Source organism: Acinetobacter sp. 22512, from assembly GCF_052044755.1.
GTDB classification, from domain to species: domain Bacteria; phylum Pseudomonadota; class Gammaproteobacteria; order Pseudomonadales; family Moraxellaceae; genus Acinetobacter; species Acinetobacter pittii.
Genome location: NZ_JBQENP010000005.1, coordinates 60,152 through 85,478, shown reverse-complemented (window position 1 = coordinate 85,478; position 25,327 = coordinate 60,152). Strand labels below are relative to the sequence as shown.

General features: G+C 40.4%; 21 protein-coding genes. 10 read left to right on the top strand and 11 right to left on the bottom strand.

Going from position 1 to position 25,327, the window contains the following annotated elements; translation table 11 throughout:
- Positions 1–131: 131 nt before the first annotated feature.
- The 3 genes from ACTJJG_RS07350 to ACTJJG_RS07340 form a co-directional block, all read right to left on the bottom strand.
- A complete protein-coding gene (locus ACTJJG_RS07350; protein ID WP_233752462.1) occupies positions 132–2,537 on the bottom strand; it encodes a glucose/quinate/shikimate family membrane-bound PQQ-dependent dehydrogenase in 2,406 nt (801 codons plus the stop codon).
- A gap of 173 nt (positions 2,538–2,710) precedes the next feature.
- Positions 2,711–3,943 carry a carbohydrate porin gene (locus ACTJJG_RS07345; protein ID WP_002001352.1) on the bottom strand — a complete coding sequence of 411 codons (1,233 nt, stop codon included), beginning with the start codon at positions 3,941–3,943 and terminating at the stop codon, positions 2,711–2,713.
- A gap of 156 nt (positions 3,944–4,099) precedes the next feature.
- Entirely contained in the window at positions 4,100–5,218 is a 1,119-nt protein-coding gene (locus tag ACTJJG_RS07340) for a CaiB/BaiF CoA transferase family protein (protein WP_002157336.1), read from the bottom strand.
- 210 nt (positions 5,219–5,428) lie between these two features.
- Here ACTJJG_RS07340 and ACTJJG_RS07335 point away from each other — a divergent pair, with 210 nt between their 5' ends.
- The 5 genes from ACTJJG_RS07335 (at position 5,429) to ACTJJG_RS07315 (ending at position 11,269) form a co-directional block, all read left to right on the top strand.
- A complete protein-coding gene (locus tag ACTJJG_RS07335) occupies positions 5,429–6,439 on the top strand; it encodes an AraC family transcriptional regulator (protein WP_000085721.1) in 1,011 nt (336 codons plus the stop codon).
- A 171-nt stretch (positions 6,440–6,610) separates the two neighbouring features.
- Positions 6,611–7,816: an acetyl-CoA C-acetyltransferase gene (locus ACTJJG_RS07330; RefSeq protein ID WP_005122760.1), complete on the top strand. Its 1,206-nt coding sequence runs from the start codon at positions 6,611–6,613 to the stop codon at positions 7,814–7,816.
- A gap of 18 nt (positions 7,817–7,834) precedes the next feature.
- The gene (locus ACTJJG_RS07325; RefSeq protein WP_069119218.1) at positions 7,835–9,970 is read left to right on the top strand and encodes a 3-hydroxyacyl-CoA dehydrogenase NAD-binding domain-containing protein; all 2,136 of its coding nucleotides are present in this window, start codon (positions 7,835–7,837) and stop codon (positions 9,968–9,970) included.
- A gap of 165 nt (positions 9,971–10,135) precedes the next feature.
- Entirely contained in the window at positions 10,136–10,393 is a 258-nt protein-coding gene (locus tag ACTJJG_RS07320; protein ID WP_001280981.1) for a hypothetical protein, read from the top strand.
- A gap of 15 nt (positions 10,394–10,408) precedes the next feature.
- The gene (locus ACTJJG_RS07315) at positions 10,409–11,269 is read left to right on the top strand and encodes a patatin-like phospholipase family protein (RefSeq protein WP_032056695.1); all 861 of its coding nucleotides are present in this window, start codon (positions 10,409–10,411) and stop codon (positions 11,267–11,269) included.
- A gap of 29 nt (positions 11,270–11,298) precedes the next feature.
- Here the strand turns inward: ACTJJG_RS07315 and ACTJJG_RS07310 are convergent, their stop codons facing one another.
- Both ACTJJG_RS07310 and ACTJJG_RS07305 read right to left on the bottom strand, forming a co-directional pair.
- The gene (locus tag ACTJJG_RS07310) at positions 11,299–11,718 is read right to left on the bottom strand and encodes a GNAT family N-acetyltransferase (protein ID WP_002116394.1); all 420 of its coding nucleotides are present in this window, start codon (positions 11,716–11,718) and stop codon (positions 11,299–11,301) included.
- Between the two features lie 12 nt (positions 11,719–11,730).
- On the bottom strand, positions 11,731–12,942 hold the full coding sequence (locus tag ACTJJG_RS07305; RefSeq protein WP_032056696.1) for a class I SAM-dependent methyltransferase: 1,212 nt from the start codon (positions 12,940–12,942) through the stop codon (positions 11,731–11,733).
- 128 nt (positions 12,943–13,070) lie between these two features.
- Here ACTJJG_RS07305 and trhA point away from each other — a divergent pair, with 128 nt between their 5' ends.
- Both trhA and ACTJJG_RS07295 read left to right on the top strand, forming a co-directional pair.
- A complete protein-coding gene (gene trhA, locus ACTJJG_RS07300; protein ID WP_032056697.1) occupies positions 13,071–13,712 on the top strand; it encodes a PAQR family membrane homeostasis protein TrhA in 642 nt (213 codons plus the stop codon).
- 132 nt (positions 13,713–13,844) lie between these two features.
- Positions 13,845–15,155: an MFS transporter gene (locus ACTJJG_RS07295; protein ID WP_440608919.1), complete on the top strand. Its 1,311-nt coding sequence runs from the start codon at positions 13,845–13,847 to the stop codon at positions 15,153–15,155.
- 65 nt (positions 15,156–15,220) lie between these two features.
- Here the strand turns inward: ACTJJG_RS07295 and ACTJJG_RS07290 are convergent, their stop codons facing one another.
- Positions 15,221–15,664, bottom strand: coding sequence for a hypothetical protein (locus ACTJJG_RS07290; protein WP_002116535.1), 444 nt, complete (start codon positions 15,662–15,664; stop codon positions 15,221–15,223).
- A gap of 131 nt (positions 15,665–15,795) precedes the next feature.
- A complete protein-coding gene (gene secA / locus ACTJJG_RS07285) occupies positions 15,796–18,516 on the bottom strand; it encodes a preprotein translocase subunit SecA (RefSeq protein WP_032056698.1) in 2,721 nt (906 codons plus the stop codon).
- 406 nt (positions 18,517–18,922) lie between these two features.
- Here secA and ACTJJG_RS07280 point away from each other — a divergent pair, with 406 nt between their 5' ends.
- The 3 genes from ACTJJG_RS07280 to ACTJJG_RS07270 all read left to right on the top strand — a co-directional run bounded on the left by ACTJJG_RS07280 (position 18,923) and on the right by ACTJJG_RS07270 (position 21,176).
- On the top strand, positions 18,923–19,573 hold the full coding sequence (locus tag ACTJJG_RS07280; RefSeq protein WP_005309671.1) for a peroxiredoxin: 651 nt from the start codon (positions 18,923–18,925) through the stop codon (positions 19,571–19,573).
- A 215-nt stretch (positions 19,574–19,788) separates the two neighbouring features.
- Positions 19,789–20,601 (top strand): MBL fold metallo-hydrolase, encoded by an 813-nt coding sequence (locus tag ACTJJG_RS07275; RefSeq protein WP_005804695.1) that lies wholly within the window; start codon positions 19,789–19,791, stop codon positions 20,599–20,601.
- Positions 20,598–21,176 (top strand): dual specificity protein phosphatase family protein, encoded by a 579-nt coding sequence (locus ACTJJG_RS07270; protein ID WP_032056699.1) that lies wholly within the window; start codon positions 20,598–20,600, stop codon positions 21,174–21,176. The genes ACTJJG_RS07275 and ACTJJG_RS07270 overlap by 4 nt, the downstream gene beginning before the upstream one ends.
- A 29-nt stretch (positions 21,177–21,205) precedes the next feature.
- Here ACTJJG_RS07270 and ACTJJG_RS07265 read toward each other — a convergent pair whose 3' ends face one another.
- The 4 genes from ACTJJG_RS07265 to trpA are packed head-to-tail and all read right to left on the bottom strand — an operon-like array spanning position 21,206 to position 25,195.
- The gene (locus ACTJJG_RS07265; RefSeq protein WP_032056700.1) at positions 21,206–22,225 is read right to left on the bottom strand and encodes an SPOR domain-containing protein; all 1,020 of its coding nucleotides are present in this window, start codon (positions 22,223–22,225) and stop codon (positions 21,206–21,208) included.
- On the bottom strand, positions 22,216–23,502 hold the full coding sequence (gene folC / locus ACTJJG_RS07260) for a bifunctional tetrahydrofolate synthase/dihydrofolate synthase (RefSeq protein WP_032056701.1): 1,287 nt from the start codon (positions 23,500–23,502) through the stop codon (positions 22,216–22,218). The genes ACTJJG_RS07265 and folC overlap by 10 nt, the downstream gene beginning before the upstream one ends.
- The gene (gene accD / locus ACTJJG_RS07255) at positions 23,499–24,395 is read right to left on the bottom strand and encodes an acetyl-CoA carboxylase, carboxyltransferase subunit beta (protein WP_002116475.1); all 897 of its coding nucleotides are present in this window, start codon (positions 24,393–24,395) and stop codon (positions 23,499–23,501) included. Before accD ends, folC begins: the two co-directional genes overlap by 4 nt.
- Positions 24,392–25,195: a tryptophan synthase subunit alpha gene (gene trpA, locus ACTJJG_RS07250; RefSeq protein WP_032062578.1), complete on the bottom strand. Its 804-nt coding sequence runs from the start codon at positions 25,193–25,195 to the stop codon at positions 24,392–24,394. Before trpA ends, accD begins: the two co-directional genes overlap by 4 nt.
- Positions 25,196–25,327: the final 132 nt, after the last annotated feature.

Here is a 25,327-nt window from a genome sequence, read left to right as displayed (position 1 = left end):
AGCATAGCGAGCTTTTATTCATCAATAAAATGCTTTTTTTGCATATTTAATAACGGTTTTATTGATAAGCTTTAATATAAATCGACATAAAAAAAGCCCGGATAAATCCAGGCCCTTTCTATAAAAGCTTTTTATTTGTTATCTGGTAAGGCATAAGCCACTAAATAGTCGCCCATTTTCGTACCAAATGAACCATGACCACCAGCCATGATTACAACATATTGCTTACCATTGATTTCATAAGTCATTGGTGTTGCTTGTCCACCTGCTGGTAAACGCGCTTCCCAAAGTTTCTTACCGTTAGTAACGTTAAACGCACGTAAGTAGTTATCTTGAGTTGCACCAACAAACATGACATTACCGGCAGTAGAAATTGAACCACCTAAACCAGGCACACCAATTTTCACAGCTGGTAACTGGAACAAGTTCGGCAAGCTGTCACGAATTGTACCAATACGTTTTTTCCATACCACTTCATGAGTTTTCAAATCAACGCCAGCTACATAGCCCCAAGCCGGTTGTTTACAAGGTAAACCAAGCGGAGATAAGAATGCGCTAATTTCAACACCATACGGTACGCCGTACATTGGTTGTACGCCCTGCTCAGTTCCTGCACCTTTTGCAGTTTGTGCACGGTTTGGATCAGCAGGAATTAAACGACTGACGAATGGCAGACCAATCGGGTTCATTACAGCAACCTGACGATCAGGGTTAACTGACATACCGCCCCATTCAAATACACCCAAGTTACCAGGGAAAACTAAAGTACCGTTTTCAGATGGTGGAGTATAAATACCATCGTAATTTAGACGTTTGAAAGATACACGACACATGAGCTGATCAAGCATAGTGGCACCCCACATGTCTTTATCAGTCAATTTATCTTGTGGCGCCAAGTTCAAGTCAGAGAATGGCTGAGTTTTTGAATAGAACTCACCTTTAGTTTGTGGTCCACGTTTAACTGTTTGTGGAACTGGTTTCTCAGTTACAGGAACAATCGGTTGACCATTACGGCGATCAAGCACAAAGGCATTACCTGTCTTCGTCAATACATAGATTGCAGGAACAGTTTGGCCAGCTTTGTTTTTGATATCCGCTAAAGATGGTTGAGATGGTACGTCCATATCCCATAAATCGTGATGGGTTGTCTGGAAGTTCCACACTAATTTACCAGTAGAAGCATTAATCGCTAACATTGAGTTTGCATAACGTTCTTTCAACTCGGTACGGTCACCACCCCAGATATCTGGAGTACCTACACCTGTTGGAACATAAACGATATCAAGTTTGGCATCGTATGCTAAAGGTGCCCAAGCATTTGGTGAGTTATGAACAAAGGTTGTACCTTCACCTGGCATTGCATTTGGATCTGCTGCACCAGTATCAAATACCCAAAGAAGCTTACCAGTGTTTACGTCATATCCACGGATAACACCTGATGGCTCTTTATTTGAATAGTTGTCGGTAACCGAACCGGCAATAACCACTGTTGAACCAGTAACAACACCTGGAGATGTTGGGTTATAACCACCTGGATAAGCATATGGCATGAATTCTTGTAAATTCACTTCACCATTTTGACCAAAGTCAGTACATGCTTTACCTGTGTCAGCATTTACAGCAACTAAACGTCCGTCATTGACTGGAACAAAGACTTTACGTGGACATTGAGTTGAAGTCGACTTTTTAGTTTGTAAGCTTGTCGCAAATTCAGTTGTGTTGTTTGCATCGTAATACATTACACCACGACAAGTTAAATGCTGGAACGATTTATCCGTTTTAAGCTTCGGATCAAAACGCCATTTTTCTTTACCTGTAGCTGGGTCAATCGCAATTAACTGCTGGTGAGCCGTACAGATAAACATGTTATTACCAATTTTAATTGGTGTAACCTGATTGGTTGTTTCGCCAGAGTCATTATCTGTTTTGAAATCACCAGTACGGAATGTCCAGGCAACTTTCAGATCTTTTACGTTCTGGTCATTAATCTGTTTCAATGGAGAATAACGTTCACCAGCTTGAGTACGACCATAAGCAGGCCAGTCGCTCTCTGCAACACCCGGAACGGCTTGAGCAGTTTCTGGTTGAGGTGTCTTGATTTCACCATTAATTTCTTGCGGATCATTGAAGATAGAATAAACCATCAACACGATTGCAATTGCTAAAGTTGAAGATAAGGCAACTTTACTTGATCCAAGGTTGTTGATTCCACGAGTTACAGCCGGAACCAATAACCATAAACCAAGAATACCTAAAATATCTAAACGTGGTGCAAGCGCCCAAAAGTCTGTTCCAACTTCCCAGACACTCCAGATAATAGTACCTAGCATTAATGCGGCATAAACCCACAAAGCAGCAGAAGCGCGCTTGTAGAGTTGCCATGCAACAATGAGAAGTAAGACTCCAGCTACAATATAGTAAATTGAACCGCCTAGTGTAGCGAGCCAAATACCTCCAATTAGCAGGAATAACGCCAATAACCCAATAATAATTACGGTAAAAGTCGTTAAACCTGATCTTGAAGAAGGTTGATTCATAAACCACCTCTTATCAATCATCATTTTTATCGGAAAGATGTGCCAAAAAACTTATAGAAAAATGACATCACCAATACGTCTAAAACAAAATTCAGGCATAAAGAAAAAAACGGAAGGTCAGGATACTTCAATCAATGATTTAACCCTCGACAATCCGTTTTCGGAATAATTACTTAGAATGCAGTTGAGAACTTAATACCGCCTACCCAAGTGTTATCACCATTTTTTAATGCACCAACATGACGAACATATTGCACATTTGGACGAATAGTTAGCCAGTTAGTGGCATGAATACCATAGTAAAGCTCGGTATTATATTCGGTGTCGTATTCTTTGGCTTGAACATCGTTCCAATCATCATTGATATGGATACGAGCAACACCAAGTGCCAACTCATCTTGAGGACGTTGATTGAGCAAACCTTTATAGACTAAGCCTATATTTTGCATGTTATCAACTTTGTTGGTATCTGAGTCGTGGAAAGTTAGGTTCACAAACCCTGTTAAACCACGGTCAGTTTGATCAGCTGGCTGGAATAATTTCTGTTTTGCAGTTACCCAAACACCTTGCTTATGAGATGTTTTAGTTGAATCTGCAATTTCTTTGGCATCGGCAGTACTATAGTAATAACCTAAACGGTATTCACCAGGCATGCTTTGCACACCTAATTTAGGTGACCAAACTACTTCTGCTGGAATAATTGCACCGTGAGAACCATCTGTACTTAGGTTGAAGCCTTTGCCACGTTCCAAGTTTTCAGGGTTATATTCATATACACCCACTTGTGTATATAAATCAGGTTGCAAGTTATATTTGACACGCATTGCCCATTGGCTAACTGGCCAGTTATACCACTGATCGCCTACCCAGTTACCCACTTGTGAACCACAAAGTGCCAAGTTCTGGAAATCACAGTCAAAACTATTAAAGTCTTCACCCTCACCAAAACGGCCCACTTTAACATCTAACTTCTGATCAAGGAATTTTTTCTTGATCCATAAATCTGTTAAACGCCAAGTTTGTTCACGGCCCCACACTTCTTGAACAGAACTTTGGTGCCCAGCCAATGCTGGAGAATGTTCAGAAAGCGATTGCCCATCACGATAAGTTAATGTGATTTGAGCTTCTGTATCTTGCCACCCTAAAATTTTACCTAGGTCCAAATGAGAACCTAAAGCAAGTTGCCCTGTATAAGCACTACCGTGTGTAGATGTTTGTTTGGAATCTAAAATACCGGCATATTCACCGGTATATCCAAAAGAAAAATCATAACCTTGTGCTTGCAACGCTGTACGTTGCCCGTTCCAATCACCCAACATCCAAGAACCATTTGGGTCAAATGCAGCAGCAGCTTGTGCATGCTGAACAAAAAGAGTAATTGATAAAACGGATAAACAGGAAACCATCAAAGATTTATGCGTTTTCATGTTTACGAACCTTTTATGTCTTTGTTTATAAAGGTTACGCTAATTTTATGTAAAGAAATTATTCAAAATGTTAATCAATTGATTATTCAGATAATAATTTCAATACATACTGTATAAGAAATAGCCCCCTTAACCTCACCACTGCCCTTCGCCAAGTTTTTGACCTACAAAGGAATATCTCATTTGCGAACGTGAAAACTTAATTGGGCATGCAATTTGTGGTTCTGTATCTGGCGTATTATTTTGCAAAGGAACATTCACAATCCATCCACGTTGTTGTGCTAACGGTGAATTTAAAGCCTCACTTAAACTCAATACGGGTTCTACACAAACATCGAGATTTGCAAAAATTTCATGCCATTCTTTGAATGTTTTGGCTTTAATTTTTTCTTGAATGGCTTGCTTAACTTCTTGTCGATCTTGCTCATCTAATGACGCGCCTTTTTGTAATAACACAGGTAAGTCTAATGCCGCAGACAAACCTGCCATAAATTGTGGTTCAAGGCTACCGATAGAAAGATAACGGCCATCTTGCGTCATATAATAGTCATAGAAAATCCCCCCATTGAGCATCCCCTGCTCGGGAGCCTGTTCAACTTGTGCAGCAAGTGTGGCAGAAGCTGCCATGCTATTTAGACTCGCAACACAGTCCGTCATGGAAATATCAATATATTGACCTATACCGCTACGGCTGCGTTCAACTACAGCAGCCAAGATCGCAATGACTGCATGTAATGAACCACCAGCAATATCGGCAACCTGAATACCAAGCGGTGGCGGACCGCTATCTTGTCGGCCGCTATACCCAGCAATACCAGCTAAAGCTAAATAATTAATGTCGTGCCCAGCCCGGTCTTTATAACTTCCAGTTTGGCCATAACCTGTAATTGAACAATAAATTAAACGCGGGTTAATTTCTGCAAGGGTGGCATAGTCCAGCCCTAAACGGCGCATGACATCTGGCCGAAACTGCTCAATCACAACATCAAACTCAGAAATCTTGGCTTTAATCAGATCAATACTTGCAGCATTTTTTAAGTCGAGAACAATCGACTGCTTATTTCGATTTAGATAACTATGTGCAGTCGCCTGCCCATTTGCATAGGGCGGCATAATCCGAATGAGGTCTGGACGTGATGGAGATTCAATATGGATGACTTCTGCCCCCATATCGGCTAAATACATTGTGGCGAAAGGTCCAGGTAAGAGCGTCGAGAAATCGAGAACTTTAAGTCCATTTAATGCAGTCGTCATCGTTTTTTTAACCACTATTATTCGAATTTTCTTTTATATTAGTTAAGCAAATATTCTAAAACAATGTCATGTTCAGCCATTTACCTTGATCATTTCGGCAATTTAACATGTAAAAAGTGCTTTTACACTGTTGTAAATCGCCAATTTATTTTTTTAGACGGTCATTTAGGTCAATTTAAAGTGAACATCAAAGAGACTGAAGGATTCAATATGAGTCGCGATACGATTAGCATCCACTTCGTGAATGCGGCTTTGACAGGCGTAAAGCGCCTTGGCATGGATGTCGAGACGTTACTTTCACATGTGGGTATCGAAGCGGAACTATTACGTCAACCTAAAGCTCGAATCTCACCAGAACAATATACCCGTTTTATAAAAATGTTATGGATGGTCACACAAGACGAACACGTCGGTTTCGATGTACAACCGCGTCGTTTGGGCACTTTTGCCATTATGTGTCAGTTGATTATTCATGCAAAAACCTTGGGCCAAGCCCTTGAACTTTCATCTCAATTTTACAAATTATTTGGTGATGAATGGTCAGTAACGCTGGAGCGTGACAAACACGAAGCACGTTTAGTACCTCTCATTCCAAAAACATTAGATCCGGATCATTTCATTACTGAAAGTATGCTCATGATCTGGCATGGATTGGCATCATGGCTGATTGAACGTCGCTTACCATTAGAACGTGTTCATTTTAGCTATCCACGTCCTGCACATGCAGATGAATATGACGCTTTATTCTTTGCGCCGGTTATGCAATTTGACGCACCGCGTACCGAAATAACCTTTGCGGCTGATTATCTTGATTTGCCAATTCGCCAAGATGAAAAAACATTAGAAGAATTCTTAAAAGCAGCCCCTGCTCAGCTTTTAGTAAAATTCAAAAATACCAATTCATTGACTTCACGTATTCGTGAAGTACTCAAAAGCCAAATTGGTGAAGAAATGCCAACGCTCAATGACGTTGCATCAATGTTGTATTTATCTCCGCAAACTTTACGCCGCCGCCTAGCTGCCGAAGGTAAAAGCTATCAGGGCGTGAAAGACGCTTTACGCCGAGATGCTGCGATTCATTTATTACTCAATCCTGAGTTAACACTTGAAGATGTTGCTCAGCAAGTTGGTTTTAGTGAAACCAGTACATTCCACCGTGCATTTAAAAAGTGGACTGGTGTTACTCCCGGTCTATATCGCCAGCTCCATGGTTACCATTAATTCTTAAATCTCTTTAGTTTCACATTTAGCCCAAGTTCAACTTGGGCTTTTTTGTATCGCCATTGGCAAAAATCATCACCTGACTGGTGCGCTTATCGTCATTGCACTCCCTCTTAAAAACAGTACACTCAAAAACACGACAAAGTTTAAGTAATAAAAAAAGGAACTGTTATGAGCGAGGCTTATATTATTGACGCCATTCGCACACCACGCGGAAAAGGAAAAAAAGACGGCTCTCTTTACGAAGTAAAACCAATCACATTACTCACCACTCTATTAAACGAATTACAGCAACGCCATCAACTCGATACATCTAAAGTAGATGATATTGTTCTGGGCTGCGTGACACCAATTGGTGATCAGGGCGGTGATATTGCCAAAACAGCAGCGATTGCAGCGGGCTGGAATGATGATGTTGCAGGTGTGCAAATTAACCGCTTTTGTGCTTCAGGTTTAGAAGCGGTCAACATGGCAGCCATGAAAGTTCGTTCTGGTTGGGAAGATTTAGTGGTTGCTGGTGGCGTTGAATCAATGTCACGTATCCCAATGGGTTCTGATGGCGGACCGTGGGCGTTAGATCCGGAAACCAACCTTAAATCATCTTTTGTTCCACAAGGTGTCGGTGCTGACCTCATTGCAACCTTAGATGGCTATAGCCGAGAAGATGTTGATAACTTTGCCGTAAAGTCACAACAAAAAGCAGCGGCAGCTCAAGCAAATGGTTATTTCGATCAATCAGTTGTGCCTGTCAAAGATCACTCAGGTGTTGTGATTTTAGAAAAAGATGAATTTATTAAAGGCAATACCACACTTGAAGGGTTAGCAAAGCTCAACCCAAGTTTTGAAATGATGGGGCAAATGGGCTTTGATGCTGTTGCCCTGCAAAAATATCCAGAAGCACAAAAAGTAAATCATGTTCATCATGCTGGTAACTCATCAGGTATTGTCGATGGAGCAGCTCTTGTTTTACTGGCTTCAGAAAAAGCAGTGAAAGAACAAAACTTAAAACCACGCGCTAAAGTTTTGGCTACTGCATTAGTCGGTACTGATCCAACCATTATGCTGACTGGCCCTGCCCCTGCCGCACGCAAAGCTTTGGAAAAAGCTGGTTTAACAATTGATGATATTGACCTATTTGAAGTCAACGAAGCATTTGCAGCTGTCGTGATGCGTTTTATTAATGAGCTCAATGTGCCTGCTGAAAAAGTCAACGTAAATGGCGGTGCGATTGCTTTAGGTCATCCATTAGGTGCAACAGGTGCCATGATTTTAGGTACTTTACTTGATGAGCTTGAACGACAAGATAAAAAGCGCGGTTTAGCGACGCTCTGTGTTGGCGGTGGGATGGGTATTGCCACCATTATTGAACGCGTATAAAAATTAGGGATATAAAAGATGAGTGCAATTCAATACGAAAAAAATGCCGACAATATTGTCATTTTAACGCTTGATTCAACTGGTCAATCTGCGAACACTATGAATGCTGAGTTTCGTGACTCGCTTGATGAAGCAACTCAGAAACTTAAAGCAGAAACAGAACTTTCAGGTGTTATTTTCCGCTCGGCTAAAAAAACTTTCTTCGCAGGCGGCGATCTAGATGAACTAATTCAAGTTCAGCCTGAGCATGCAACTGACTTTTTCAATATGGTTGAGAAGTTAAAAGGTCATCTAAGAACGATTGAGACACTAGGGATTCCCGTGGTTGCAGCATTGAATGGCACGGCACTTGGCGGTGGTTGGGAAATCGCCTTAAGTTGCCATCACCGTATTGCAATCAATGACCTGAAAAGCAAATTTGGCCTACCAGAAGTCACTTTAGGTTTGTTACCAGGCGGCGGCGGTATTGTGCGTATGGTACGTCTCCTCGGACTTCAAAATGCGTTCCCATTTTTAATGGAGGGCAAACAGTTCGGTGTTGATAAAGCAAAATCTTTAGGCTTAATTCATGACACTGCCGAAAATGAGCAAGAACTTTTAGATAAAGCAATTGCTTGGATCAAGGCCAATCCAAAATCTCAGCAGCCTTTTGATGTGAAGGGTTATAAAATTCCAGGCGGTGATCCAAAAACTCCAGCAGTTGCACAAGTTCTTGCAATTGCACCAGCCATGTTAAAAGACAAAACCAAAGGTTGTTACCCTGCCCCTGAAGCAATTATGGCTGCCGCAGTTGAAGGTGCTCAAGTCGATGTCGATACTGCTCTGCGTATTGAGTCTCGCTACTTTACTCAGCTTACCACAGGCCAAATTTCTAAAAATATGATCGGCACTTTCTGGCATGGTCTAAATGCAATTAAGTCTGGTGCGAGCCGCCCTGCCGACGTTGCAAAATGGCAAGCCACGAAAGTGGGTGTTTTGGGTGCAGGCATGATGGGTGCAGGGATTGCATATTCAACAGCCATAAAAGGCATTCCAGTTGTACTTAAAGATGTATCTGTTGAAAATGCTGAGAAAGGCAAAGCATATTCACAAAAGCTCTTAGATAAACGTGTATCACAAGGCCGCATGACCTCAGAAAAACGTGATCAGGTTTTATCGCTCATTACGGCTACAGCTTCTGCTGAAGACTTACAAGGTTGTGATTTAATTATTGAAGCTGTATTTGAAAACCAAGAGCTCAAAGCTAAAGTCACTCAAGAAGCCGAGCAATATCTAGCATCTAACGGTGTGATGGCATCAAACACCTCAACCCTACCAATTACGGGTTTAGCTCAAGCAAGTAAGGATGATAAAGCTTTTATCGGTCTGCATTTCTTTAGCCCTGTCGACAAAATGCAGTTGGTTGAAATTATTAAAGGTAAAAACACCTCCGCAGAGACGCTTGCCAAAGCTTATGACTTTGTACAACAAATTGGAAAAACACCGATTGTTGTTAATGATAGCCGTGGTTTCTTTACCAGTCGTGTGTTTGGTACGTTCATTCAAGAAGGTATGCGCCTGCTTGCTGAAGGCGTCCACCCAGCGCGTATAGAAATGGCTGCACTGAAAGCGGGTATGCCAGTTGGCCCCCTCGCTATTCAAGATGAAGTATCTTTAACATTAACCGAACATGTTGCCAGTGAAGCACGCAAAGCTCTTCAGGCCGAAGGAAAAGATTTACCTAAAACTTCTGTAGATGAAGTGGTTCACACCATGATTCATGAGTTAAACCGTAAAGGTAAAGCTGCTGGAGCTGGTTTTTATGAATACCCTGAAAATGGTAAAAAGCATCTATGGGAAGGCCTAAACCGCTGGAAAAAAGAACATGATATTTCTGAACAAGATATGATTGATCGCATTCTGTTTGTACAGGCCTTAGATACTTTACGTTGTTATGAAGAAGGCGTACTGGAGTCTGTAATTGATGCCAATGTCGGTTCTATCTTTGGGATTGGTTATGCACCTTGGACTGGAGGAGCAATTCAATTCCTAAATCAGTATGGTACTGATAAAGCACAAAAACGCGCAGAAGAATTGGCTGCCAAATATGGTGAACGTTTTACACCACCAGCTTTACTAAAAACTAAAGCTGAGCAGAAACAAAATATTCAGTAACTTAGTCCTATTGAATATTTAAAAAACTGCATAAACCTTACCCATATAAATATATTTTATTTATATGGGTTTTTCTTTATGACCTTTAAGATTTCAGCCCCCTGCCTAAATATGCTATAAATAGACTTCATTTTTGTGCTTCTATAGCACATTCGAGAAATTCTTATGTCCGATAAAAATTCTTCCGAGTCAGCAATTTTAGGCTGGAAATTTGTTCTGATCGTTGGTGTTTTAAGTGCGATTTTCCTTGGCTTTTTCTATTTAGCAATGAGTAATGAACCTGACTATATGCCAGGTGCACAGCGCAAAGCTCAACAAGAGCAAATGCAACAAAAGGCTGAACACTCTACAGAGCAACATGCTCAACATAGTGACAACATGCCTGAAATGGATATGCAAGAACATAAGCAATCAACTCAGTAATCAGATATTTTTCAAATGACAGATTTTTCCCGCAACGCACTGGTTGTAGAAGGTGGAGGCATGCGTGGTGCCTTTACCAGTGGTGTACTTGACGCGTTTTTACAACAACAGTTCAACCCATTCGATTTATATGTTGGTGTATCGTCTGGTTCAACCAATGTCGCCAACTATCTGGCAGGCCAGCAAGGCCGCACGCTAACCTTTTATATTGATCATTCACTGCGTCCTGAATTTATCGATTACAAGCGCTTTTTTAAGGGCGGCGATTTACTTGATTTAAAATGGATGTGGGAAATTGGTGAGCAAGAGCATCCTCTTGATCAACAGAGTCTTTTTGCCAAAAATCCTGATTTTTATATGGTGTTGACGCATGCTAAAACAGGCCATGCAGAATATCTTCGTGCGGGTAAAGATAATTTGCTAAATGCGCTTCGTGCTTCTAGCTCAATTCCAGTTTTAACGCGTCATCCCGTCGATATTATGGGTGAACCTTATTTTGATGGTGGTGTTGCAGATGCCCTACCCGTTCGCTGGACGGCTCAGCAAAGTGGCGTAAAAAAACTGTTAGTTTTACGTACTCGTCCGAAAAACTATTTCAAAGCAAGTAGTCGAGGTGATCAATTCCTCGCAAAATATGCGTTTAAACATCATTATGGTTTCGCTAGTAGCTTGCGTAGCCGCTGTGATCGTTATAACGCTTCGGTCGATTTTGTTCGTGGTCAAAACTCAGACCAGCAAATTTTAGAAGTGTGTCCACCGCCTCTTAAAAATATGGCTGGCCGTTTAACTACCAATCCAAAAAAGCTTCGCTACAGTTATGAAGTCGGTTTAGAAACAGGTCTACAGGCAATTGAAAGTTGGAATGCAATGAAATAAATTAAAATTGAGATTTCTAAAAAGAAGTCTCAATTTAACTCTAAGACCATATCAATATGTGGAATGCCACAGTCCTCGTAAACTTCGCCTTGTGCTTTAAAACCTAAAGCTTCGTAAAAAGTGGTTACATAAGTTTGCGCTGAAAGCTTTAGGTAAGGCAGTTTATGATGACGCGCATATTCAATAATATGCTGCATTAAAATTTTACCAATACCCTGCTTTCGATAAGGCATTAAAACAGCAACACGCCCTACGCTATGCTGCGGCAACAAACGTGCTGTAGCGATAGGCTGCTCTTTGTCATAGACAATAAAATGTAGAACTGTGGCATCCAAGTCGTCCCATTCATCTTCAGGTGCAATTCCCTGTTCTCGGATAAAGACTTGTTCACGGATGTATTTCGCATCTTGCTCAAGCTGTTCCCAACCACCCTCTACAATTTTATACATCCATTCACCTTCCTAGCACTTGCAGCCAATATTTTCGATCGGCAACTGATCTTGTAACAACAATTCCAGCGTTTGTTTTTTAATACCATACATTTCTTTCAATGCTTGGATTTGAGCCATAATCTTGGCGTCAGGCTGTGAAACGTTTTTGCGTTTTGTCGCCAAAATCATTTTATTTTTGCTGGTATGTTCAAGCGATACAAACTCAAAAACTTTGGTTTCATAACCATACGCTTTTAAAAGTAAAGCACGTAAAGTGTCAGTCAGCATCTCAGCTTGTTGTCCAGCATGAATACCAAACTGTAGCATTGGTTGTAAAACTTCTGGGCTATGTAATTGAGGGCGTAACTCTTTGTGGCAACATGGCGCACACATAATCATCGAAGCGTTTAAACGGATTCCAGTATGAATAGCAAAGTCAGTCGCAATATCACACGCGTGTAAGGCAATCATTACATCCAGCTTTTCCGGTTGATAACTACGAACGTCACCTTCAAAAAAGTCTAAGTGGTTAAAATGCACTTTGTCTGCAACGTTCTGGCAAAATTCCACCAAATTACGGCGCAGCTCTACACCAGTAATCAATGGTGTTTTCTGCTGTTGTTGCAGATAATCATACAATGCAAAAGTTAAATAACCTTTACCTGATCCAAAATCGACAATGCGTAACTCTTGTTGAGATGCATCAATCTGTTCATAGGCACTCGCAAAAATTTCGATAAATTTATTAATCTGTTTCCATTTACGAGCCATGCTTGGAATAACTTGGGCTTTCTCATCAGTAATACCCAGCTCTTTTAAAAATGCATTGCCTTGCTGTACATAGCGCTGCTTTTCACGGTCATGTGCCTGAACCGTTTGTGTCGTATTTACTGCCTGCTTTTTACCCATATTTAATATGGCTTTTTTCTTATTTTTTTTAAGTTGAATTTCTTGAGTGGTTGAAAATAAGTTTGCTTGCTTACACTGTGTGATTAATTGCTCAATCTGTTGCAAACCTTCTTGAAATGAATAGTTTTTAGTCACATCTTGGGTCGTATGATGGTATAGAGCTGAAAGCTGTTTTTGTCCATGTAGCTCTACAACACGGAAAGTGATTTTTTCCAGTTGCGCCAACTCTCCCTTATATTGGCTCAAGATCAAACGCTCAAAAGCTTGTTGGTCAAGCATTTGCTTGATTTCATAAAAGAATTGCTGTTCTTGCTCAAAGGAGAAAACCGACACGGATATACCTAAAAAATGAAGACTCATATAAAATAGAAGTTTAAAGGGTCTAGGATTAAAAATAAAATAACTTTACGACTGTTTTGTATTTCTATACATTTGTATTTTTAATCAAAAAAATTAAAGTTATGAGTAAATCTGTGTTGGAAACTTACGATCCAAAAGAAGAACTATTTAATGCCTATAGTCATGGTGCTGGTGTTGTTATGGCAGTTGTAGCTTCTATCTTTTTAATTATAAAGGGATCTTATCTTTCTATTGCTCAGTGGGTAGGTTTATGGGTATATTCATTTAGCCTAATTTTAGTTTTTACCAGTTCTACACTTTATCATTTTGCTCAAACACAAAACCTACGCTACTGGTATAAAAAACTCGACCATACTGCTATTTATTATTTAATTGCGGGAACATATACCCCATTCTTAAGCATTGCTATACCTACACAAAAAGCTCATATTTTACTTATTGCTCTCTGGAGCATTGCTGCAATTGGTACACTTTTCAAGTTAGTTTTTATTCATCGTTTTCAGAAAATTTCGCTACTTGCTTATGTTCTTATGGGTTGGCTTGCTGTTTTTGTTATGGATGATATGCGCACCTATCTGAGTAAAGACGCGTTGATTTTGTTAATTATTGGCGGATTAGCTTATACGGTTGGAGCATTGTTTTACGCGTTAAAAAAGGTAAGATATACCCATGCGATCTGGCATATTTTTGTGCTTTTAGGTGCAGGGGCACATTTTCTTGCAATCTATTGGTACGTAGTTTAGTCCATTTTTCACTCATATTCAGTGATCCTGAAAGAGTCATGGATGATGTTCTTTCACGCTATTCTTTGAGAAAAATACGTCTTTAAAAAGAGTAGCTATTAAAAATAAATTTTAACGGATATAAGGACTTATATGGAGTCAACTTCTGCGACTGCTGCTCCTGTAGTAGCCACTAATTCAAAAACACGAGTTTTGTTTGCAAGCTTAGTCGGTACAACTATTGAGTTCTTCGACTTTTATATCTATGCAACAGCTGCCGTGATTATCTTTCCTCACCTATTTTTCCCAGCTAGTAGTGGCAGTGCCGCAGTCTTACAATCTCTGGCAACCTTTGCAATTGCCTTTATTGCTCGTCCTATCGGTGCCGCATTATTTGGCCATCTAGGAGATCGTAATGGTCGTAAAGCCACATTAGTTGCAGCTTTATTGACCATGGGTATTTCAACCGTATGTATTGGTTTACTTCCGACTTATGCTCAAATCGGGATTGTCGCACCATTACTATTAGCTGTTTGTCGTTTAGGACAAGGACTAGGCTTAGGTGGTGAATGGAGTGGCGCAGTATTATTAGCGACTGAAAATGCCCCAGAAGGTAAAAGAGCATGGTACGGCATGTTTCCGCAACTAGGTGCTCCAATTGGCTTTATTCTGGCAACAGGTTCATTCTTATTATTGAGTGCAGTTATTCCTGAGCAAGCATTCATGCAATGGGGTTGGCGTATTCCATTCATTGCCAGTGCTGTATTGGTTATTGTTGGCTTATATATTCGTTTAAAACTTCATGAAACTCCAGCTTTCCAGAAAGTCTTAGATAAGCAAAAAGAAGTTAATATTCCATTTAAAGAAGTTTTAACCAAACATACAGGTAAGCTTATTCTTGGTACAGTTGCAGCAATCTGCACCTTTGTTGTGTTCTATCTTACTACCGTATTTGCCTTAAACTGGGGAACCACTAAACTGGGTTATGCGCGTGGAGAGTTTTTAGAACTTCAATTGTTTGCCACACTTTGCTTTGCCGCATTCATTCCTTTATCGGCTATTTTTGCAGAAAAATTTGGTCGAAAAACAACTTCTATTGGCGTTTGTATTGCTGCTGCGATTTTCGGCTTGTTCTTCTCTAGTATGTTAGAGTCTGGAAATACTTTAATCGTTTTCCTTTTCTTATGTACTGGCTTGGCAATTATGGGCTTAACATATGGTCCAATTGGTACAGTTCTTTCTGAACTTTTCCCAACTTCAGTTCGATATACAGGTTCAGCATTAACTTTTAACTTGGCTGGTATTTTTGGTGCATCCTTTGCCCCACTGATTGCGACTAAGCTTGCTGAAACTTATGGTTTATATGCAGTTGGTTATTATCTGACTGCTGCATCACTTTTATCATTAGTTGCGTTCTTACTCATTCGTGAAACAAAAAATGATGATGTAAATAATCAGATTTAAAGTTTTAAAGACACCCCCATAAAAAAGCCAGTTCAATTTGAACTGGCTTTTTATACGTATATGAATTAGTTCATTGATGCAGGATTTGCTGGAGCAACACTATTTGTTGCAGCTGGCGCTGTTACATTGCTTGCTGCAACTGCTGCTGGTCCTGCTACAGCTGCTTCACCGATTAAAGCAACTTTTGCTTTTTCTTGGCTTTTTGCAGAGAGAGCTGGGTTGCTTGCCACAATTCGATTAATGTTTGCTGAGTTTGCCGGAGCAATCGCTGTAGTTTGTAAGATAATTGGGCGATTACCTGTGTTACCCAACGTATAGCGAATACCTGTACGTGGACTAATCACTGTAGTATTTTCTTGCTTCACTACAGCTTGAGCCGAAGTTGGGCCTTTTGCTGCAAGTACTTTGTCAACCGTTGTCGTTTGAGGGGCTGAAGCTGCTTCTGCTGCAAAAACAAAACTTGGTACAGCAAGAACAGTTAAAAATAAAGGTTGTAATACTTTTTTCATTGTCTTTCCAACATACACTCTGGATGAGAAGTAAATAGCATTTAATGCTTAAAACTGCAAACATTATTCACAGGCTTACTACAAACATAAAAAAAGCAGAACAATTGTTCTGCTTTTTTTGAGAAGGCAGATTAGATCTTACCGTGACATTGCTTATATTTTAGTCCTGAACCACATGGGCATGGGGCATTACGGCTTTCTGGAACAGGGAAAGCTTGCTGATCGGCAGACTCGTTCATGGTTTCTTGAGAAAGTGTAACTTCACCAGTTAAACCATCTACATCATCATGTTCAAAAGAAAGCTTCATTGATTCAGCTTGCTGCTGTTGTTGAGCTTCCATTTCTGCAAGTTCTTCTGGTGTTGGGATATGTACACGAGACAAATCAGTCACAACATCAGTTTTAATAATACCCAACATGTTTACGAACAGGTTGAAAGCTTCTTTCTTATATTCTTGCTCAGGGTTCTTTTGCGCATAGCCACGTAAGTGAATACCTTGACGCAAATAATCCATTGCAGCCAAGTGATCTTTCCAATGGCGATCAAGAGAGTTTAAAACGAAATGGCGCTCAAGCATTGCTGCAGATTCATCACCCATTTGAGCACGGCGCTGACGATAACGCTCAATCACTTCATCACTAATACGCTCAACCAAACCTTCTTCATCTAAACGACGATCTTGGTCTAACCATTCCTGAACTGGTAGCTCAATACCTAAATCAATACGTAAAGCATTTTCTAAACCTTCCACATCCCACTGGTCATGAATTGACTCTGGTGGAATAAAGTTAGCAATCATGCCTTGCATCACTTCACGATGCATTTCTTCAACATATTCTTTTAAGGTATTTTCAGCTAATACTTCATCACGTTGAGAATAAATGATCTTACGCTGTTCATTATTCACATCATCGTATTTCAATAAGTTCTTACGAATATCGAAGTTACGCGCTTCAACTTTACGCTGAGCATTCTCAATCGAACGGCTCACCATTTTATGTTCAATCGCTTCGTCTTCTTTTAAACCCATCGCGCGCATCATACCAACGACACGGTCACCTGCGAAAATACGCATCAGGTCATCTTCAAGAGATAAATAGAAACGAGAAACACCAGGGTCACCCTGACGACCGGCACGACCACGTAACTGGTTGTCAATACGACGTGATTCATGGCGTTCAGAACCAATGATATGCAAACCACCTGCTTGCAATACATCTTCATGGTCTTGTTCCCATTGCGCTTTTAGACGTGCTTCATCTTCTGCAGTTGGGTTCTCAAGTTTGGCAAGTTTCGCTTTCCAGTTACCACCCAAGATAATATCCGTACCACGACCAGCCATGTTAGTTGCAATCGTTACTGCATTCGGGCTACCCGCTTGAGCAATAATGTCAGCTTCACGCTCATGTTGTTTTGCGTTCAAAACTTCATGATGAATACCAGCTTGCATTAACTTAGAAGATAAAATTTCGCTGGCTTCAATGGTTGCTGTACCAATAAGAATTGGAGCAACACCCTGCCCACGAATATTCATAATTTCTTGAATAATCGCGTTATATTTGCCGTTACGGTTTAAATAAATTAAATCGTTTTGGTCGTTACGAATCATTGGACGGTGAGTTGGAATAATCACAACGTCAAGACCGTAAATTTCTTTCATTTCCGCAGCTTCAGTATCAGCAGTACCTGTCATACCTGAAAGCTTTTTATAAAGACGGAAGTAGTTCTGGAATGTTGTTGTCGCTAAAGTTTGGTTTTCAGGCTGAATTTCTAAGCCTTCTTTTGCTTCAACAGCTTGATGCAAACCTTCTGACCAACGACGACCCGGCATCGTACGGCCCGTATGCTCATCGACAATAACCACTTCACCATCATGAATGATGTAGTGAACATCACGTTGGAATAGGAAATGTGCACGAATGGCAGCAGATACATGGTGAACAAGGTTTAGGTTTGTTGCTGAATATAAGCTTTCGCCTTCAGCCAACAAGCCCATCTGAATAAGTTCTTGTTCAACAGTTTCATAACCAACCTCGGTCATTTCAACTGAACGCTGCTTTTCATCAATCCAGAAATGCCCACCATCTGCAACTTTTTCTTCTTTTTGCGGATGTAATTTAGGAGGAATCGTATTGATTGCAGAATACAGATGCGAAGAGTCTTCACTTTGACCAGAAATAATTAATGGTGTACGAGCCTCATCAATTAAGATGGAGTCAACTTCATCGATAATGGCATAGTGCAAACCACGTTGTTTCTTTTCTGCTAAAGAAAACACCATGTTATCACGTAAGTAGTCAAAACCGAATTCGTTATTGGTACCGTAAGTAATATCTGCAAGATAAGCTTCCGCTTTTTCTGACGGACCTTGCATTGAATAAATCGTACCAATTGATAGACCCAAAAATTCAAATAATGGGCGGTTCAATTCGGCATCACGCTGTGCCAAATAATCGTTCACAGTAATGACATGTACACCTTGGCCACTCAAAGCGTTTAAATAACACGCCAGAGTACCCATAAGGGTTTTACCTTCACCGGTACGCATTTCGGCAATCTTACCTTCATGTAAGGTAATACCACCGATTAACTGAACGTCATAGTGACGCATACCCATCACACGCTTAGCAGCTTCACGACAAACTGCAAACGCTTCTGGAAGTAATTTATCTAAACTTTCGCCATTATTATAACGTTGTTTGAATTCTGGAGTTTTTGCAGATAAGTCTGCATCGCTTAAAGCTGATATCGTCGGCTCGAGCGCATTGATTTGCTCAACAATTTTGCGCATGCGTTTGAGTTCACGCTCATTTTTTGTACCGAAGATACCTCCGATCAGACTTGCCAACATGGATAAACTCTCTAAATCTTGCTTGGTCAAATGAATAAACTTTTTCTCAGTCGTTTATTATGGTGCCAGAAATTTGAAGTACAAGGGGTTTGCACAAAACCCCTAAAAAAAATCTGATAGTTAGACGAATGGTTTTTCATTCATCTAATCTCCCCTTAATGTGCCGAGCACCAAAAACACACCATTAACGCTCATCTATTAAGCATAACTTCCGAGAAATCTAATTTAGCAAATTTACCTTAAAGTTACATTGATTAAGCACTTAAAATAATGAGTTTTAGTCATATATATTTACACTTATATAAAAATTTCATAATAAAATATAAAAACAATAATTTTAATCATAAAGTAAATGCTGCATATTCATTCAATCGAATAACAAATTATGAGCAATTGAGGAAATATCATGACACTACGATTAGGAGACACTGCCCCCGATTTTCAACAAGAATCGAGCGAAGGCCCAATTAATTTTTATGATTTTTTAGGGGATAGTTGGGGAATCTTATTTTCACATCCAGCCGACTATACGCCAGTATGTACAACAGAGTTAGGTTACACAGCAAAATTAAAAGATGAATTTACGAAGCGTAATGTTAAAGCGATTGCTTTGTCTGTAGATGATGTAGAGTCTCATAAAGGTTGGATCAACGATATTAATGAAACACAAAACACAACTGTAAACTTTCCAATCATTGCAGATAAAGATCGTAAAGTATCTGAGCTCTATGGCTTCATTCACCCTAATGCCAGTGAAACTCTAACAGTGCGCTCATTAGTGATTATTGATCCTAACAAAAAAGTTCGCTTAATCATTACCTACCCTGCTTCGACGGGCCGAAATTTTAATGAAGTCTTACGTGTTGTGGATTCATTACAATTAACAGATAAACATAAAGTCGCTACGCCTGCGAACTGGCAGCAAGGTGAAGATGTCGTGATTGTGCCATCACTTAAAGATGAAGAAGAAATTAAACAACGTTTCCCTAAAGGTTATACGGCTGTTAAACCTTATTTACGCCTCACGCCACAGCCTGAAAGCAATAAAACCGACTAAAGGTTTTATTGCTTGCAAGACAAACGCAGTGCGTAGGCAAGCATCTGAAAAATTCCTTACAAGACAAGCGAAGCGCGTAGGCACATTTAGATTAAATATCACACCCGAAAAAGTCATCCGTAGTGATGGCTTTTTTATTTATGTATTGAATACTCATGGTTTTTATTGTTTAGATCAGTTATAACTCGAAACGATTTGGTAAAAAAATAAAAATCATGATCTATAAAATTCATCATTTAAAGTGTGGCAGTATGTGCCCAGTTTGTGCCCCCTTATTTGGACAAAAAGGCTTCCGAGCTGAGGTAATCTGTCATTGTCTTTTAGTTGAAACTGATCGAGGCTTAGTGCTTATCGATACTGGCTTTGGCTTGCAAGATTACTTACATATGAAGCAGCGCCTAGGCTCATTAGTTAAACGCTTAGGCAATATTGAGCATAATATTGAATTTAGTGCGATCCAACAAATCCAAAAGCTCGGGTTTAGTCCCAAAGATGTACAGCATATTTTTGTCACTCATCTTGATTTCGACCATGCTGGTGGTATCTCAGATTTTCCTCATGCCACAGTTCATGTTTTAGCAGCAGAATACAACGCTGCCCAACTTCCAAATTTTAAAGGCAAACTTCGCTATAGAACCAATCAATATAAAGATCATCGGTATTGGAACTTCGTTGAATATCAAAAAGGTGAAGCATGGTTCAACCTCGAAAAAGTTAAAGGTTTTCCGCTGTTTCAAGATGAAATTTTAATGATACCGCTGTTAGGACATACAGCTGGACATTGCGGGATTGCCATAAAGCAACAAAATCAATGGGTATTATTTTGTGGAGATGCCTACTACTCACACCTAGAGTTAAACCCTAAAAATAAATTAAGATCACTTGGTCTGGTGGAAAAAACATTTGCAGAAGATAATGAAAAGCGTCTTTTTAACCTCAAGCGTTTACAGCATTTAGCTCAACATGAACCCAAGATTGAAATAATTTGTGCTCACGACCCTGATGAGCTGAAACGGTATCAAAAATGAAAAAATTATCGCTCCTTACACTTGTCATCTGTATAAGTTTACAAGGGTGTATGCAGCACGAAAGTATCGCCCATGAGCATCGACCACAAGATTGGGGAAGCTTAGTTTCTCAGACTCATAACTTTTATCAAATTAGTAATGATGTTTATCGCAGTGAACAACCTGATACAGCAATGATTTCTGAATTAAAGGATCATCAAATTGGAACGATCATTAATTTAAGAGCCAAAGACGCAGATAGTTTAGTTTTTAAAAATGAAAATTTTAATCTTGTACATATTCCTATCAACACTTGGGCAATTGACCGACAAGATCTCTTAGAAGTCATGCAACAAATCAAAATTGCCAAGCAGAATGATCAGCGCGTTTTATTGCACTGCTACCATGGTTCAGATCGTACAGGGGCCAGCGTTGCCATGTATCGCATTATTTTTGAAAATTGGGCAATTAATGATGCGGTTAAGGAAATGAAACAAGGGGGTTACGGTTATCATATTATTTGGAAGAACATTGACCGATTATTTACACCTGAAAATGTAAGATGGATTCAACAGCAACTGTCGAATCCATCTTAGTGACATCTTGAGTGGAATTTTTAATTTGGTTAACGTTGGTCTAACGGTACCCAGTCAATCACCCACGCTGATTTCATGTTTAAACTTGAATCAGAAGTAATTTTCTTACGCGCAGCATCTGCTGTATCACGGTCTTTTGCAGGTCCAACCATAATACGAATACCCTTACTGGTTGGGCTTGTAGTGACCTTATAGCCTTTAGCTCGTAATTTAGAAACAACTGCATCTGCATTGGCTTGGTTAGCAGCCAAAGCGACTTGAACCATCCACTTTTTATCGCCATTTTCAAGCAGCTCACGCGCTTTTTCAGCTTCAGCTTTTTTCTCAGCTTCTGCTTGGCGTTTCGCTTCTGCAGCTTTCTTGTCTGCTTCTGCTTGGCGTTTCGCTTCTGCAGCCTTTTTATCAGCTTCTGCCTGTCGTTTAGCTTCAGCTGCTTTCTTGTCTGCTTCCGCTTGACGTTTTGCTTCAGTTGCTTTTTTGTCTGCTTCTGCCTGTCGTTTAGCATCAGCCGCTTTCTTGTCTGCTTCTGCTTGGCGTTTTGCTTCAGCAGCTTTTTTGTCTGCATCTATTTTTGAAGTATCAGTTGTTTTATTCACCGTATTGGTTTGCTGGTTTTTAGCTTTCGCCTCACCCACTAACTCCGGTGGAATATTATCTGAACTTTCTTGAGCCGCTGTACGGCGCGCATTAATAGCAGCGTACTCTGCTGCAGCTTTACGAGCAGCATCAGCTTCAGCTTGCTGCTGCATTGCTAAGAACTCAGCTGCACGTGCTTCTTGTTCAGCAACGGCCTTTTCACGCGCACGACGCTGTTCTTCTAGCAAACGTTTTTCAGTTTCAACATCAACCGCAAGCGGTTGTAGTTGTACCATTTGCCCTTCAGTTGTCTGTTTTGGTTTAGTTTGAGTTTTTGGCGATGTGGATGCGGATGGTTGAGCTTCAACCTGTTTTATTTCCTCATTTCCTTTTAGAAGCAATGCTGCCAATAAAACACCACCTCCTAGTAAAACAACGCCACCCATCCAGCGTTGTTTGTTATTCATTGACATTCTTCCAAATACTCCCAAATCGCTTCTAAAGTATGAAACGAACCACAGGCCAAAATCAGCTGATTGTTATTTGTTTGCTCAAGCGCTGATTTAAAAGCCTCTTTGATATTGCCATATTGTTGTACTGTCTGGCCTTGCAAGGCATCATTGAGTTGCTGAATCGGTGCAGCACGCGGCACATTCAATTCAGCAATTTTCCAATGTAAAACAGTAGGTTTCAATAAATCGACTACTGATTTTATATCTTTATCTGCCAGCATTGAAAATACTGCGACAACTTCTGTGTACTGTTTATTGTATTCTAAGAAATTTCGCAATTGCTTTAACAAAAATTCAACACCATGTGGATTGTGCCCAGCATCAAAAATGACCGTCTTCCCATCCACTTGACGCTGTTCAAAACGTCCAGCTAAGCGAGCAGATTGGATACCTTTTTCTAATGCTGACTGAGAAATCTCAAGTCCACTATTTAAAATGGCCGCAACCGCTCCTGCAATATTTTCAATCGCTAATGTACCTAAAGGAAGTTTTAAAGTGGTTCCTTCCGAAGCAAAGTACCAGTTTTGTCCATCTTCTGCGAGCTTATAAAAATAATCACGATTAACGGTATATAAGTCTGCTTGTGAACTTTGTGCTTTATCTTGAATTGCTTGCGGCAATGGTTGCTCACCCGCGAAGATAACCGGAATATATGGACGAATAATGCCTGCTTTTTCAAAAGCAATTTTTTCGACGGTATCGCCTAGCCAATCTGTGTGATCTAGGCCAATATTAGTAATTACTGCAATGTCGGGATCAATCACATTGACAACATCTAAGCGTCCGCCCAGACCAACTTCAAGCACCCATACATCACATTGTTGTTGTTTAAAAATAACAAAAGCAGCCAAAGTGGTTGCTTCAAAAAAAGATAAGCTTAAATCACAATCGCGACGAGCCTGATCGACTTGAACAAAAGCATCAATCAGAATTTGATCATCGACTTCTACCCCACCTAATTTAACTCGCTCATTAAAGCGATAGATATGCGGTGACTGATATAACCCAACTTTATAACCTTGTGCGTTTAATATCGCAGCCAGTGTGGTTGTGGTTGAGCCTTTACCATTCGTTCCGGCTACTGTAAAAACTTTAGCATGAGGCTGAGTTACACCCAGCTTTTCTGCAACAGGAATTACACGTTCCAGACCAAGATCTATCCCTGTAACGTGAACATGGCTCCAATAATTGAGCCATGTATCTAAAGAGTCTATTGAAAGTGGAGCTTGTTGGTTCAAGGTAAGTTCATCAATTTCGATACAAGTCGAGATACAGTATCACGTAAAGCATGACGATGAACAATCTGATCGATTACACCATGATCAAGCAAATATTCAGCACGTTGGAACGGTTCTTCAAGAGTTTCACGTACAGTCTGCTCAATTACACGCTTACCAGCAAAGCCAATCATCGCTTTAGGTTCAGCAATATGAATATCACCCAACATTGCTAAAGAAGCTGTTACACCACCATACACAGGATGTGTTAACACAACGATATATGGTAAGCCAGCATCTTTTAATTTTTGAATCGCGGCAGAAGTACGCGCCATTTGCATAAGCGACAACATACCTTCTTGCATACGCGCGCCGCCAGAAGCTGCGAAACAGATTAATGGCTGACGTTTTTCAATTGCAAGCTCGGCGGCCTTTACAAAACGGTCACCGACAACTGTACCCATTGAGCCGCCCATAAAGTCGAACTCAAAAGCACATGCAATCATATCTACGCCATTTAAGTTACCTTGCATGGCAATTAACGCTTCCGTTTCACCAGTTTTGCTTTGCGCTTCACGCATACGATCTGGATACGGTTTAGAGTCAACAAACTTTAATGGATCTTTTGCAGTAAATTCTTGACCCAATTCAGTTACAACATTATCAAAGAACCAGTTCAAGCGGTCACGAGCTTTCATTCGTAAGTGTTCGTCGCATTGCGGACAAACATATGCATTGAAAGAAATTGCTGTACGTGTCACTAGTGCATGACATTCAGGACATTCAATCGTTGGCTCAGTAAATGTTGCTTTGAGAATTTGTTGCTCATCTGCTACTTCAATACCTGGAACCGGACGTTTTGTCCATGGTGTCGAAGGGCTAAGAACTTTCCCTGGTTTCACTTCTTGATTCATACTAACTCATCGAGCGCTGCTCGAAGCTCCTTGACTTTACTCACCGTCTGTTCAACAGCGTCATCCGCTGCCAACGTTGCAAAATTTTTAACGAAAGCACTACCTACGATCACGGCATCAGCAACGCTACCCATTGCTTTTGCTGAAGCGGCATCACTAATACCAAAACCAACACCCACTGGAATATTAGTGGCATTTTTGATTTTTTGAATACGTGCAGCAGCTTCTGCCGTATCAAGTGTTGCTGCTCCAGTTACACCCTTAAGTGAAACGTAGTAAATAAAACCACTTGCCTGATTTGTCACATGTTGAATGCGTTGATCTGTAGAAGTTGGTGCAAGTAAGAAAATTTGGTCCATATCATGTTGTTTCAACACCGCACCAAATTCTTTTGACTCTTCTGGTGGTAAATCCACAAGTAATAAGCCATCTACACCACATTGTTTCGCATGAGAAACAAACTTCTCGTAACCAATCACTTCAACCGGATTCAGATAACCCATTAAAACAACAGGTGTTTCCTGATCCTGCTCACGGAACTCTTTTACCATGTTGAGTGCATCCAACGTGTTAGTCCCTGCCGCAAGCGCACGTTCAGCTGCAAGCGCAATTACCGGACCATCAGCCATTGGATCTGAAAATGGTAAACCAAGCTCAATGACATCTACTCCTGCTGCAACCATTTTATGCAGTAACGGAACCGTTACTTGTGGCTGTGGATCACCCGCCATAACATAAGATACAAGCGCTTTACGTTGTTGGGACTTAAGCTTTTCAAAACGGGTGGCAAGACGTGACATAGGGTTGTGCTTTCCTTGAATTATTTAAAATTGAGGAGTTGTTTGTAGAAATACAAGAACATCGCATTTTAACGCTATTTTTTGTCCATTGAACAGGTCTAACGTTATGGCGATATTCGATTGTATGATTCA